The sequence below is a fragment of the Serratia sp. 22278 genome (assembly GCF_052045405.1).
Classification (GTDB): domain Bacteria; phylum Pseudomonadota; class Gammaproteobacteria; order Enterobacterales; family Enterobacteriaceae; genus Serratia; species Serratia marcescens.
This window is the reverse complement of record NZ_JBQEOW010000005.1, coordinates 170,585-184,054: the sequence shown is the minus strand read 5'-3', so window position 1 is coordinate 184,054 and position 13,470 is coordinate 170,585. Positions and strand designations below refer to the sequence as shown.

The 13,470-nt window shown below is 55.7% G+C and carries 11 protein-coding genes; all 11 read left to right on the top strand.

Annotated features, from left to right (window positions below; translation table 11 throughout):
- Window positions 1-343: 343 nt before the first annotated feature.
- Complete coding sequence (locus tag ACTJJ6_RS12495; protein ID WP_151254411.1) at window positions 344-1,639, top strand: lysine N(6)-hydroxylase/L-ornithine N(5)-oxygenase family protein; 1,296 nt, start codon at window positions 344-346, stop codon at window positions 1,637-1,639.
- 50 nt (window positions 1,640-1,689) lie between these two features.
- Window positions 1,690-2,574, top strand: a complete 885-nt coding sequence (locus ACTJJ6_RS12490; protein WP_016930105.1) for an ATP-grasp fold amidoligase family protein — start codon at window positions 1,690-1,692, stop codon at window positions 2,572-2,574.
- 639 nt (window positions 2,575-3,213) lie between these two features.
- Window positions 3,214-4,128: an alpha/beta hydrolase gene (locus ACTJJ6_RS12485; RefSeq protein WP_440803631.1), complete on the top strand. Its 915-nt coding sequence runs from the start codon at window positions 3,214-3,216 to the stop codon at window positions 4,126-4,128.
- Between the two features lie 427 nt (window positions 4,129-4,555).
- Window positions 4,556-4,966, top strand: coding sequence for a GNAT family N-acetyltransferase (locus tag ACTJJ6_RS12480; protein ID WP_016930107.1), 411 nt, complete (start codon window positions 4,556-4,558; stop codon window positions 4,964-4,966).
- Window positions 4,967-4,993: 27 nt separating this feature from the next.
- Complete coding sequence (locus ACTJJ6_RS12475; protein ID WP_004937346.1) at window positions 4,994-5,683, top strand: helix-turn-helix transcriptional regulator; 690 nt, start codon at window positions 4,994-4,996, stop codon at window positions 5,681-5,683.
- A gap of 20 nt (window positions 5,684-5,703) precedes the next feature.
- Entirely contained in the window at window positions 5,704-7,005 is a 1,302-nt protein-coding gene (locus ACTJJ6_RS12470; RefSeq protein WP_028127599.1) for a cytosine permease, read from the top strand.
- 531 nt (window positions 7,006-7,536) lie between these two features.
- Complete coding sequence (locus ACTJJ6_RS12465; RefSeq protein ID WP_016930109.1) at window positions 7,537-8,151, top strand: helix-turn-helix domain-containing protein; 615 nt, start codon at window positions 7,537-7,539, stop codon at window positions 8,149-8,151.
- Entirely contained in the window at window positions 8,152-9,048 is an 897-nt protein-coding gene (locus ACTJJ6_RS12460; protein WP_004937338.1) for a queuosine precursor transporter, read from the top strand.
- Window positions 9,026-9,865, top strand: coding sequence for an NADPH-dependent 7-cyano-7-deazaguanine reductase QueF (queF, locus tag ACTJJ6_RS12455; RefSeq protein ID WP_049299937.1), 840 nt, complete (start codon window positions 9,026-9,028; stop codon window positions 9,863-9,865). Before ACTJJ6_RS12460 ends, queF begins: the two co-directional genes overlap by 23 nt.
- A gap of 123 nt (window positions 9,866-9,988) precedes the next feature.
- Window positions 9,989-12,136, top strand: coding sequence for a phosphocholine-specific phospholipase C (locus ACTJJ6_RS12450; RefSeq protein WP_116403794.1), 2,148 nt, complete (start codon window positions 9,989-9,991; stop codon window positions 12,134-12,136).
- 85 nt (window positions 12,137-12,221) lie between these two features.
- Entirely contained in the window at window positions 12,222-13,358 is a 1,137-nt protein-coding gene (locus ACTJJ6_RS12445; RefSeq protein ID WP_049299862.1) for an ABC transporter substrate-binding protein, read from the top strand.
- Window positions 13,359-13,470: the final 112 nt, after the last annotated feature.

Genomic DNA, 13,470 nt, shown 5'->3' with positions numbered 1-13,470 from the left:
AGAAAAGCAGATAAGAACTCATACGGTGGACATCCTCCCTGGTGGCCGTTTTCATGGCTTGATGAATCAGGCGGCATCGGATTTTTACTTAGGAATATTCATTAAATACACGCGCAAACCTTCATAGGGATTTTCATGGAAAGAAATACGCCTGTAGCCTTTACCTGATGCGCTACCGAATTCTCAACGGGCATTTAAAAATACGGCATTTTGGCCCGTACACCGTTTAATTACATTTAATTCGTGAAGCTTACTTATAAGAAAAAGGCAGCCTGGTTGCTATAAGCCACCCTATCTGCAGCCGTATTTCTGGGTATTATTCTCATTATACTGGAGCTTATTAATGAATCAGCGTTTGGATATCATCGGTATTGGCCTTGGCCCATCGAATCTTAGCCTGGCAGCCTTAGGAAGTGAAATAGAGGGATTTACGGGACAATTCCTTGAACGCAAGCCTCACTTCTCCTGGCACCCAGGGATGATCCTGGCGGATTGCAGTATGCAGACCAACTTCTTAAAAGATTTAGTGAGTGCGGTTGCCCCAACCAATCGCTACAGCTTTCTCAACTATCTGGTGAAAAACAGAAAATTTTATCGTTTCCTGACGACGGAGCAGCGCACCGCATCGCGCGAAGAGTTCGCCGATTACCTTACCTGGGCCGCCGCCGGTATGGGATCATTGGCATTCAATCAAGACGTTCAGCGGGTCGAATTTGACGATCGGCAGCGCCAGTTCGTGGTGACCACCTCGAATAAGGTCTTCCACGCCAAACACGTCAGCATAGGTATAGGCAAGAAAATAAAGTTGCCGGATTGCGTGACGACGCAAAGCGATCGCTGTTTCCACGCCAGCGAAATGATGCTGCGCAACCCCGATCTGACCGGGAAACGCGTGGCGATCGTCGGCGGCGGCCAGAGCGGCGCAGATCTGTTCCTGAATATTTTTAAAGGGGAATGGGGGCAGCCGGAGCAGCTCGACTGGATATCGCGCCGCAACAACTACAATGCGCTCGATGAGGCTGCTTTTGCCAACGAATACTTCACGCCCGATTACGTCGAGAGCTTTTACTCACTGGACAGCGCGGCCAAGCGGCATATGCTGGCCGAACAGAAGATGACCTCAGATGGCATCACCAGTGAGTCGCTGCTGGCGATTTATCGCGCCATGTACCACCGCTTCGACGTCCTGCGCGAGAAATTATGGGTGCGCCTGCTGCCCAGCCGTTCGCTGATGGCCGTGAAACACACGCTGGATAACGCCTATCAGCTCGAAACGCGTCATCATCTCGATCACGGCCAGGAAACCTTCAAGGCGGACGTGGTGATCTTTGCCACCGGTTATCAATCGGCGACGCCTGAGTTCCTTGAGCCTTTGGCCCACCGGTTGTTGAAGACTGCGGACGGCGAATACCGCATAGCCCCTGACTTTACCTTTGAGTGGGAAGGCCCAGCGGAGAACTGCTTATTTGCGATGAACGCCAGTATGCATAATCACGGCATTGCCGATCCTCAGCTGAGCCTGATGGCCTGGCGATCGGCCCGTATTCTTAATCGGGCGTTAGAGCACAAGCCATTTGATCTGGGAACAACGCCGACAGCCATTCAATGGCGCAGTGAAAGCGTGCCGCCCGCGTTTTAAATACAAGAACGTCTTAATCATTGTCATTATGCTTTGATGGAATTACGTATATGAAGAGACAATTCAAGAAGTTTATTCTGAATCAGCTGGCCGTATTAGCCCCCGAATTCAAGGCCAGATTGATATACAAAAGGGCATTTGGCAAACCGCTGAATTTACAGTCCCCCTCAACCTGGAATGAAAAGATAAATCATCTTAAGTTGAATGACTACAGTAATAACGCATTAGTGACTCAATGTGCAGATAAATATGCGGTGAGAGAGTACATCAAAGAAAAGGGATGTGAAGAGATTCTTAATGAGTTGTATTTTTCCTGTGATTCAGTGCAGGAAATACCGTGGGAAACGCTGCCTGATAAATTTGTCATCAAGGGAAACCACGGTTCAGGGTATAATTTAATTTGCCAAAATAAGCAATCGTTGAACATTAAAAGCGCCTCTCATCTGATTGATGGGTGGATGAAAGACGATTACTGGAAAACCTATGTAGAACTCAACTACAAAGGGATACAAAAAAAGATCATTGGGGAAAAATATATCGAATCGGCCAATGGTCACGGGCCTGAAGACTATAAAATCTATTGTTTCCGCGGTGTGCCTTACTGCACCTTACTGTGCGTCGGCAGGGATACCGGGACGCCAAAATATTACTTCTTCGACAAAGAGTTCAAGTTCCTTTGCTATAGCGAGGACTGCCTGGCATTGAGCCAGGAGGAGATAAACGCTTTCGTGAAACCTGAGGGATATGATGAACTGTTTGAGTACGCCACTCGCTTGTCGGCGCCCTTTGAGTTTGTTCGCGTTGATTTCTACATCTCGCAAGGCCAGATCATTTTTGGCGAACTGACTTTTACCCCCTCCGCCGGGTTGGATACGGATATTTTGCCGCCGACCGATATTTTGCTTGGCAAGATGCTGACGCTGCAACAGCACTGATTTTCACCGGACGCCCGCAGAGAAGATCGTGCGGCGCAGTATCCAGCGCGAGGAGGAATACCGGCCGGCATGTTCGCAGCCTGCCGGCCGGTATTGCCCTGAGGGTTATCGGGCCAATGACCTCGCTTGTTCATGCCGCCGTTACAGAAAAGCCCCGCCCCCATCCCTGATAGCCCGCAGCCGACCCAAGAGCAATGCCTCAGCCGGACCACATAACCATTTGAAAAATAATGGCATTAAATAATCAATAAGAATCGCTTACATATTTATAATAAAATGTTCTATATGTATAGGAAGCTATAATATAAGATACCGGAAAGTTTCCCTGGTGTTGTTGTGTGTCTTTGCCCTATTTTATAGGGCTTTTTTTGCTAAAAATCGTTGATAACCGTGTAGTTCCCCCTCCCTTCGCCATTCCTCTCACCATAAAAATCATAACCATTTCTAATTAATTGCAATCTCTCTTATTCCTGACTTACCAATAATAACAATGAGTTGCTATTAACCCGGCAAAGCAACTGGCGCCCCTCTTCCGGGTTTTGGCCGCCATTCTCGGCCGGAATGTCCGCCCTAAAGCTAGGTTTTTGCCGGGCGCGAACGGATGCTACTATCGGCCTTTTTCCGAAGGTGTTAACCCGCATGTTTTTGTCCAACCGGCATTTTATCTCTGCGCTTCTGGCGCTCGCCATCGGCCTTTGGCTGCCGGGCTCCGTGCTGGCCAGGCCCGATTTGGAACGCAAGATCGGCGCTACCGTAGCCGATAGCGATTCTGCGGATTACCGTTTCAGCGACCTGCGCTTCACCTCCGCCGATGGCCGACGGCATTATCGCGTTCGCATCGCCCAACCGCATCGGGCGCCTGAGCCGGACGGCTATCCAACGATTTATTTCCTTGACGGCAACGCGGTGCTGATGGAGTTAAACGCCGCCTTACTGGCCAAATTGGCAGCGGCGAAGCGGCCGCCGGTGCTGGTCATGATCGGCTATGACAACGATCTGCGCATCGATGCCGCCGGCCGCGCCTACGACTATACGCTCCCTCTGCCGGCAGGCATGAAGACACCGCCGCGGTCCGGCGGGGGCGCGGATGCGTTCCTGCAATTGATTGAAACTCGGATCAAACCGGCGATCGCCGCCAGACTGGCGGTCGATCCGCAGCGGCAGACGCTGTGGGGGCACTCTTACGGCGGGCTCTTCGTTCTGCACACGTTGTTTACCCATCCCGCCGCCTTTCAGCGCTATATCGCCGTGGAACCCTCGCTGTGGTGGGGCAATGGCATGATCCTGCAAAAAGCGCAGCAGAGGACGGAACGGCGCGCGACGCCGGCGGTAAGGCTGCAACTGTGGGTTGGCCTGGCGGAACGCGATCGCGCGACCCCGCCCGGCGTGAAGAGCCCCGCTCTGCCGGCGGACGCAACGCATTTGCTGGCCGAACAGCTGGCGCAGCTCGACGGTTTCACCGTCGGCTATCGGGAATGGCCCACCTTAGGGCACGGCGCCATGCTGGGCGCGACCATCGAGCCGGCGCTGGACAGCGTCATCGCAGAAGACTGAATCCGCGGCTCAGAATGTATCGGCCACATTTTCATCTGCGGCGCATATCTTCTGTTAAGAAGAGTGTTTAATATCTGAGACAGAGAACGGTGGCCGCGGGCGAGCGCGTCAAAAAACAAAGTGGCTCCCCCGTCGGCAAGTGAGCTTGCTCTATCCGGTGGAGCCATACAGTACTGCAGTTTTCCCGGTGGGGCCCTGGTGAGGCGCAAGTAGGAAAAGATGGTGTAAGCAGGGCATTTCAGCGTTTTAATACCGCCTGTTTCACTATTTTCTTCTCCCTGTGGCGCCTATCATAAGCGCCCGCTCACCAGGTGGAAAAGGGTGAAAACCACCCTTGAAATACATTAACGAAAGTGATATTAGAAGCGGTTGGGGCGAAAGCGCCTAGTTCAGTTTTGAATAATTAAATCAGGGAATTATATTAAAAATGAATATTAATATCACCGACAAACCCAACCCGCAGGATGAAGAGTTCGTTATCGACAGCCTTTGGGCGCACAATCATAAAACCCAGCCCGTAGACATTCACCCGCTGTTCCTGACCGTTACCGACGACAGCCAGCAGATCGTCGGCGGCCTGGTCGCGCGCACCTGGTGGGGCGGCCTGGAAGTGCAGTATCTGTGGGTTGGCGATCAATGCCGCAAAAGCGGGTACGGCCGCCAATTGATGGAGTTGGCCGAAGAAGAAGCCCGCAAGCGCGGTTGCCATATGGCCTATGTCGATACCTTCGATTTCCAGGCCAGAGGCTTCTACGAAAAACTGGGCTACCGGGTCTACGGCGAACTGGGCGACTATGCGCATCGCCACACCCGCCATTATCTGGCTAAAAGCCTGTAACGCGGCCTGAGCGGCACAGAGGTGGGTATGGGGTCATCGCATAAAAATAATGAATCTTATTTTAAGGGCCTCATCACCATGATGGAGCACCTGAGCGAACCCTGGGGCATCAAAGATCACCTGTCCCGCCACCTCTATATGAACCGCGCCGCTTATCTCTATACCAATACGCCGCTGAATTTCGACGTCGCCGGCAAATATGACCACGAGTTCCCCGCCGACTGGGCCGACTCCGCCGCCGACTTTATCGAACATGACAAAATGACCGAAGCGGCGCGCGATCGGGTCACGGTCATAGAAACGCACTACTGGTACGGCAAAGACAGCCTGACGCCGTTTATCAGCGAAAAGCTGCCGGTGTACAACGATGACAAACAGGTGATTGGCGTGATCTGGAACGCCAAGCCGATGAACAGCCTGTCGCCGTTGAAGTACATCAACCAGCAAAAACCCAGCGTGTTGACCACCGAAGTCAATAACGAGCTGTTCACCCGTGCCGAACTCGATGTCATTTTCCTTATGCTGCAACGATTTACAGTGAAAGAGATAGCCAAAATCTATAATGTCAGCAATAAGACCATCGAAAACCGCATTTATAACATTTACCAGAAGGCCAACGTGCATACTCAGCAGCAATTTGAGGAATACTGCAAATACGCCAATCTGGATAACTACATTCCCGATCGCCTGATAACCAAAGGCATTCAGTTTATTTGAACCGCAAGGAAGATCTCACCGTGATAAAGATCGAAGATTATCCGCTCACCCGGGTGCCGCAAGATAAACGAGTTTCGTTTTTAAGCGTGGCCATCGTGCATATGGGCATGCTGACCGCGCTGGACCAGTTCATGCTCGGCGCCGTGCTCGGCAACTCCATGACGCTGATTGACGCCTTCACCGCCATTTTTGTCGGCAGCCTGATCTTCGGCGTGGTGACCTTCGGCCTGGGGCTGGCAGGCATGCGCGAAGGCATTTCCGGCAGCCTGCTGGCGCGCTGGTGCGGTTTCGGCCGTCTGGGCTCGGTGCTGATCGGCGTGGTGGTTGCCGTCAGCCTGCTGGGTTGGTTCGGCATTCAGAACGCCATTTTCGCCAAATCGCTCGACTTCGCGCTCGGCAATAAGCTGGGCTTTGGCCTGGCCGCCGGGCTCTCGGGCACGCTGTTGACCATCCTGGTGGCATTCGGCTTCAAGGCGCTGCGCATCGCCGCCCGTATCGCGGTGCCGATGTTCATCATGCTGGTGGCCTATATTTCGGTGACCGCGCTTTCCGGCCATAACCTGCAGGAGATCATCCAGCTGGCGCCGCCGGGTGAACCGCTGACCATCAGCGCCGGCATCACCATCGTCGTCGGCGGCGCCATCGTGGCCAGCCTGATGACCCCCGATCTGACCCGTTACTCCAAAAACGGCAAGCACGTGCTCGGCGTCACGCTCTTCACCATCATCGCCGGCGAGTTCGTGGTGAACGGCCTGGCGATCCTGATCGCCAAAACCCTGGGCACCGCGGATGTGGTCACCATCATGTCGCAAGCGGCCGGCGGCGCCGGTTTGCTGGTGGTGGTGTTCTCCACCCTGCGCGTCAACGATCTCAACCTGTACTCTTCTTCGCTGGGCATCGTCAACGCGGTGGAAGGCATCACCGGCAAGAAGCTGAAGTACACCTACACTACGCTGGTGATCGGTATTCTGGGCACCACGCTGTCGGTGCTGGGCATTCTTGACCGCTTTGTCGACTTCCTGACGGTGCTTGGCGTGGTCTTCCCGCCGATTATCGGCATCATGCTGGTGGACTATTATCTGCTGCGCAGCCATCGCAAGATCCTGGATGAGAGCCGCCGTACCGGCCAGTTGCCGAACGAAACGCCAACTATCGGCTGGGCAGCGATCGTCGCCAGCATCGCCGGCGGCGCCGTCGGCCTGGCGACCGAATGGGGCGTACCGACCATCAATTCCCTGGTCGCTGCCAGCCTGCTGTATTGGGTGCTTAAACTGGTCTTCAGCCGGGCGCAAAAACCGCTGGCATCACAGAAATCGCTCTGATTTTCGTGAACGCGATAATGCACTCCTCCAGGTCTCTGGGGAGTGTTTGACGCTCGAAAAGGGGATTCAATGCAAAAGAAGGGGCCGATCGCGCAGACAAGCGGCCGTGGTGGTTAGGGTCCCTGGTGTCGGTAGCAAGCTATCCATTTATGCTCAGAGTGTGGCAATGCCCCCTCTGAGCTTTTTATTATAAAAACTGTCGGCTTCCGTATTTTGATCGTAAAGAAAAGCTTCAGCTTGCATGAACAGTAGCCCATGAAATCGGCTTTGGTCAACATAAAAGTAAACATAAAACCGGCTTTTGTGTTCACTTTTCCATAAGTAAAACCTAATCAATTGATTTGCACGGCTTTATCTTTCTCGCAGAGGAAGCAGGCCACCTCCGCTGACATCACTGCGCTAAACGGCTGACGATAAACAATAATTACCACTAATAATCAGTTCGTTACCCGCCCGTCCGCGCCTTTTTATCTGGACAACGCCAATGCGTAAGATATAGTGAAGCCTGCGTAATGTTTGTAAGGACAGCCAATGAAAACCACCAACGCACAGCGCAAAATCAACATCATTAAAAATATTGAATATCTGATGCGTACCCGCGGTGAAACCAAGGCTTCCTTTTCCAATCGCAGCGGCCTGACGCGCACTACCCTCTACAAAATTCTTGACGGAAGAGTGAACAACGTTCAGCAATCCACCGTGAATCGGATCTCCGATTTCTTCGGTGTCTCCTGTGAAGAGATCGAAGATTACGATCTGGAAAAGCTGGAGCTGCTTAACGAAACGCTGTCCACCGAAGGCAACAAGAACCCTTCCGCCATTCCGGTGATCCCGCAGTCGCGCTATCTGGCCGTCTCGCAGCGCAAGATCGGGCAGCTGGTCACTGAGTTCCCTTTGACTTATTTCTTCGGCGATGAGTCGAACATGTTGGCAATGAAAATAGAGACCGAAATTAAAGGGTCATTTATTCCCGGCGAGGTCATCATCATCAAACGCCCGCCGGTACTGATTTGCGATTCGCCTTTGCTGTATCACTCGGGAAAAAGCGGCTTCTTTGTGGTTGAAGACAAAGACAGCGAAAGCATGGACAAACGCCCTCAGGACACCGTGCAATTCCTGGGTTACATCGTTGGAGAAAGGTTATAAATGGAACCGAATCAGAAGTTCAAGCTGTTGGGCTTCACCCGGCATGGCACCATCGCGGCCAATGTCATGGTATTGGCCACCGGCAAAACCATTACCATGGGGCTGAATGAGCTGGCCGACAGCGAAATATCAGAAGATCTGAGCCGGCACGAGCTGCAGGCGCTGTACCGCAAACTCTATGGCGATAACCAACAAAAAACCGCCTACGAGCTCAGCGATCGCCACGAACGCTCCTGGTACGCCTATCTGATTATTACCGTGGCGCTCAGCGTGATTTATATTTTCTCAACGCTGTGCGGCGTCAAGCCGATCCAAATCCCGGTACTGAATCTCATCACGCCGCCGGCGATCTTCATTTACCCGCTCACGTTCATTCTGGTGGACATCCTTAACGAATTCTATGGGTTGCGGTTGGCTCGGCGCACCATCATCATCTCGTTTATCGCCAACCTGACCTTCGTTCTGGGAGTCTGGGTGACAACGCTGGTGCCGAGCATTCCGCAGTGGGAGTACAGCGAGACCTACAACGGCATCGTGCACAGCATCATGGCGGTGCTGGTGGCCTCGTCGGCGGCCTATCTGATTTCCGAGAACGTCAATTCCTATCTGCTTTGCAAAATCAAAGAGTTGACCAACTCCCGTTACCTGTTTGTGCGCGTGATCACCAGTACCGTAGTGGCGTCGGCCATCGACAGCGTGGTGTTCTGTACGCTGGCGTTTTACAACGTGCTGAGCTGGGACATCATCAAGACCATGATCCTGTCGCAGTTCCTGATCAAGGTGGTTTACGCCCTGCTGGGCGTCGGGCCGATCTACGCCACCCGCAGTCTGTTTAACCGCTACATCAATACCGAACAAGCAAAGGGCAATGAATATGCATATCCAAAAGCAAGATAAGATCACCCATCTTGGCGCGAACTCCGATTATCCGGATCAATATGCTCCCGCATTGCTCGAAGCCTTGCCGCGCGCGCGCGGCCGCGATTTGATCGGCGTGGACGAGCGGCAACTGCCATTCAGCGGCTTTGATCTCTGGACCGCCTTCGAGCTGTCGTGGCTCAACGGCAAGGGCAAGCCGGTGGTGGGCATCGGCGAATTTACCTTCCCGCATTCCTCGTCGAACCTGATCGAATCCAAGTCGTTCAAGCTGTATCTCAACAGTTTCAACCAAACGCGCTTCGACAGCGTGGAACAGGTGAGCGCCGCCATGCAAAAAGATCTGTCGCAGGCGGCCAACGGCCAGGTCACCGTCAAACTCTATCCGGGGCTGGAAGGTTACCCGGCGCAAATCGATCGCCTGCCGGGCATCAACATCGACGACCTGGATATCGCGATCGACGACTTCGCCTTCAAGCCGGAATACCTGAGCGGCGCGGCCGATCAAGGGGAACGCGTGGCGGAGACGCTGTCTTCCAATCTGCTGAAATCCAACTGCCTGGTCACCAACCAGCCGGACTGGGGCAGCGTGGTGATCCGCTATGAAGGCCGCCAAATCGATCGCGAAAGCCTGCTGCGCTACCTGATCTCCTTCCGCCAGCACAACGAATTCCACGAGCAGTGCGTCGAGCGCATTTTCAACGACATCAAGCAGAGCTGCCGCCCGGAAAAACTCAGCGTGTTCGCGCGTTACACCCGCCGCGGCGGCCTGGACATCAACCCCTTCCGCAGCGATTTCGAGACGGCGCCGGCGCTCGGCCGCCTGATCAGGCAGTAAGCGTTACCCCCCAATGCTCCCGCCAGGGAGCATTGTTTCCCTCGCTTTCATCTCCCTGTTATTTTTCACCATTATCGTCGTCAGCGGCTATCTTCAAAGCACACTGACGGAGATTAACGACGCATGCCTGACCTTTCACGCAGAGATATCCTGCGGGCTGCCGCCATCGGATCGGCATTCTCGCTGTTGCCCGCCTCGATTCGCAAAGCGCTGGCCATTCCCGCCAACAACCGCACCGGCACCCTGCGCGACGTCGAACACGTGGTGATCCTGATGCAGGAAAACCGCTCTTTCGATCACTACTTCGGCACCCTGCCGGGCGTGCGCGGCTTCAGCGATCGCTTTACCATCCCACTGCCCGGCGATCGCCTCGTCTGGCAGCAACAGGGGGCCGAACGGCTGGTGCTGCCCTACCATCTGGACAGCAAACGCGGCAACGCCCAGCGCGTCACCGGCACGCCGCACTCGTGGGTGGATGAGCAAGCCGCCTGGGATCACGGCCGCATGAGCGCCTGGCCCACCTACAAAACGCCGGCCTCGATGAGCTACTACCGTCAGCAAGAGCTGCCGTTCCAGTTCGCACTGGCCAACGCTTTCACCCTGTGCGATGCCTATCACTGTTCCATCCACGCCGGCACCAACACCAACCGGCTGTTCCACTGGACCGGCACCAACGGCCCGTCCGCCGCCGACGTGGCGGTAGTGGTCAACGAATGGGACAGCCCCGGCCCGGCGGACATCGGCTACCAGTGGACAACCTATCCGGAACGGCTGGAGGCGAGCGGCGTCAGTTGGAAGGTGTATCAATTCCTGCCGGACAACTTTACCGACAACCCGCTGGCGGGTTTTCGCCAATACCGCGCCGCCAGCATTCAAGTGGGCAACCCGGCGCGGCCGCCGAAAGACTTCAACGCTTTCGTGCCTTATAGCGATGCGCTCAACGAGGCCGCACCGCTCTACAAAGGCAACGGCAACACCCTGCCGGCCGCCGACGGCAACGACCTGGACGCCATGCTGGCCGGATTCCGCGCCGACGTGCAGCAGGGCAAACTGCCGCAGGTCAGTTGGATCATCGCGCCGGCGGCCTATTCGGAACATCCCGATCCCTCCAGCCCGGTGCAGGGCGGCTGGTTCACCCAAGAGATCCTCAACGCGCTGACCGACAACCCGGAGGTGTGGAGTAAAACCGTCCTGCTGGTCAACTACGACGAAAACGACGGCTTTTTTGACCATATGCCTTCGCCTTCCGCGCCGTCGCTGCGCGAAGACGGCAGCTTCGCCGGTAAATCGACCGTACCGTTCGACACCGAGATCTTCCAGCACGTGGCGCCGCCCGGCTCGCAGGATCAACCGCCGCCGGACGGCCGCATCTACGGCCCCGGCCCGCGGGTCCCGATGCTGGTGCTGTCGCCCTGGAGCCGCGGCGGCTGGGTCAATTCACAGGTTTTCGATCACACCTCGGTGCTGCAATTTTTGGAAAAGCGCTTTCAGGTGCATGAACCCAACATCAGCGCCTGGCGCCGCGCGGTGTGCGGCGATCTCACTTCGGCGTTCAACTTTGTCGATCCTAACGGCGAAGCATTGCCGAGCCTGCCCGCCACCAGCCGCCACGCCGCTGACGGCCTGCGCCAGCGTCAGGAACAGCTGCCGCAGGTGCCGCTGCCGCCGCCCACCCACCAGCGTTTACCCCACCAACGCCGCCTGGCGCGCCCTTCCCGCGCTCTGCCCTACCAGCTGCACGTCGAGGCCAGCGTCGCGACCGAGCAGCGCCGCGTGACGCTGAACCTGTTCAATACCGGCGAGCAGGGAGCGGTGTTTCACGTCTACGATCGGCGAGACCTGACGCAAATCCCGCGTCGCTATACCGTCGAGGCCGGCAAGGCGGTCAGCGACGACTGGCGGGCAGAAAATGAGTACCATCTGTGGCTGCTCGGCCCCAACGGCTTTCATCGTGAACTGCGCGGCGCCCTGAGCCGGCCGCAGCCTGAGGTGCGTTTGCGCCCGACGGGCCGCAACCTGCTGCTGCAGTTGAATAACCCGGGCACCGAAGCGATAGCGATCACCCTCGAACGCTGCCCTTACACGCAGCAAGGCCCGTGGCCTGTCACGCTGCCTGCGGGCGGCAGCCACCAGCAAGCGTTTGACGCCCGCGCCAGCGGCGGTTGGTACGATATTACGCTGCAAAGCGCCGGGGGCTGGCTGCGTCGTCTGTCGGGGCGGCTGGAAGATGGCGAACACAGCGTCAGCGACCCGCTGATGGGCCATGAGTAACTATCGGCACTGTGGGAGTTCAAAAATCGAAAGGATATCGCTTATCATTGCGTTCTCGTTCTTCGCCTATTACCCAAGGATCTTCATGCCCGCTGTTCTTATCGCCAAAGCCGGCCGCTGGTTGGCCGCCTGCGTTTTACTGTTGGCCGGCGCCGCTCAAGCCGCGCCGATCGTCGTCACCGATGTCGCCGGCCGCCAGGTCACCCTGCCGCAACCGGCAAAACGCGTTATCCTGGCCGATGCCCGCGCGTTGCTGGCACTGAATATTCTGCATCCGCAGGAGCCGCTGAAAAACATCATCGCCTGGGACAACTCGCTGAAGGTCAAAGCGCCGGATCTGGTTGAAGCCTACGCGAAAAAATTCCCGCAGGTCATGCAGATCCCCACCTTCGACAACCCCTACACCAGTGATTTCAGCGTGGAAAGCGCGGTGGTACGTCAACCGGATCTGATCATTTTCGACATTGGCCTGCTGAGCAAATTGAAAGACAGCGGCGTGCTGACCCAGCTGGAAAAAGTCGGTATCCCGGTGCTGATCATCGATTTTCGCCAACAGCCGCTGACCAACACCATCGCCAGCATGGCACTGTTGGGTAAAGTATTTGACGAGCAGCCCAATGCCGACGCCTTCATCCGTCTCTATCAGCAGCGCCTCGAGCTGGTGCGGCAGCGGGTCGCCACGCTGAAACCGGAACAGCGCCCCAGCGTCTTCATCGAGCGCAGCGCCGGCATCAAAGGCGAACAGTGCTGCAACACCTTCGGCAAAGGCAGTTTCGGGCAGTTCATCGATACCGCCGGCGGCAACAATATCGGCAGCACGCTGTTTTCAGACATGGGCGGTGAAGTGAACGTCGAACAGGTGATCAGCAGCAACCCGGATTTCTATCTGCTGACCGGCGCCGACTGGAGCCGCGGCCATCGCGGCACACTGGCGGTGCCGCTGGGTTACGCCACCGATATGGCCACCAGCCAAAAGAAACTGGCGCACCTGCTGGATCGCACCGGCATTAACGTGCTGAAAGCGGTGAAAGAAAAACGCGTGATGGCGATTTATCATCAATTTTACGACACGCCGCTCAACTTTATCGCGGTTGAGGCGATCGCCAAATTCCTGCACCCGGCGCTGTTTAAAGATATTGATCCGCAAGCGGATATCGAAATGGTGCACCGGAAATTCACCGCGCTGGATTACAGCGGCGTCTTCTGGCTTACGCCACAATAACCCCCGCCAGGGCCCGCCAGCCGGGCCCTGTTTCCCGCAGTCATTATTTAGTTGCCTACTTAACTATCCCGTAACAATTTTATTTACTTGCCAATAATTATCATTAAGATTG

What these genes read in the sequence shown, in the direction of transcription:
- ACTJJ6_RS12495 (WP_151254411.1), top strand. Translation starts at nt 344, where the DNA reads ATGAATCAGCGTTTGGATATCATCGGTATTGGCCTTGGCCCATCGAAT.
- ACTJJ6_RS12480 (WP_016930107.1), top strand. Translation starts at nt 4,556, where the DNA reads ATGAATATTAATATCACCGACAAACCCAACCCGCAGGATGAAGAGTTC.
- ACTJJ6_RS12490 (WP_016930105.1), top strand. Translation starts at nt 1,690, where the DNA reads ATGAAGAGACAATTCAAGAAGTTTATTCTGAATCAGCTGGCCGTATTA.
- ACTJJ6_RS12460 (WP_004937338.1), top strand. Translation starts at nt 8,152, where the DNA reads ATGGAACCGAATCAGAAGTTCAAGCTGTTGGGCTTCACCCGGCATGGC.
- ACTJJ6_RS12465 (WP_016930109.1), top strand. Translation starts at nt 7,537, where the DNA reads ATGAAAACCACCAACGCACAGCGCAAAATCAACATCATTAAAAATATT.
- ACTJJ6_RS12445 (WP_049299862.1), top strand. Translation starts at nt 12,222, where the DNA reads ATGCCCGCTGTTCTTATCGCCAAAGCCGGCCGCTGGTTGGCCGCCTGC.
- ACTJJ6_RS12485 (WP_440803631.1), top strand. Translation starts at nt 3,214, where the DNA reads ATGTTTTTGTCCAACCGGCATTTTATCTCTGCGCTTCTGGCGCTCGCC.
- ACTJJ6_RS12450 (WP_116403794.1), top strand. Translation starts at nt 9,989, where the DNA reads ATGCCTGACCTTTCACGCAGAGATATCCTGCGGGCTGCCGCCATCGGA.
- ACTJJ6_RS12475 (WP_004937346.1), top strand. Translation starts at nt 4,994, where the DNA reads ATGGGGTCATCGCATAAAAATAATGAATCTTATTTTAAGGGCCTCATC.
- queF (WP_049299937.1), top strand. Translation starts at nt 9,026, where the DNA reads ATGCATATCCAAAAGCAAGATAAGATCACCCATCTTGGCGCGAACTCC.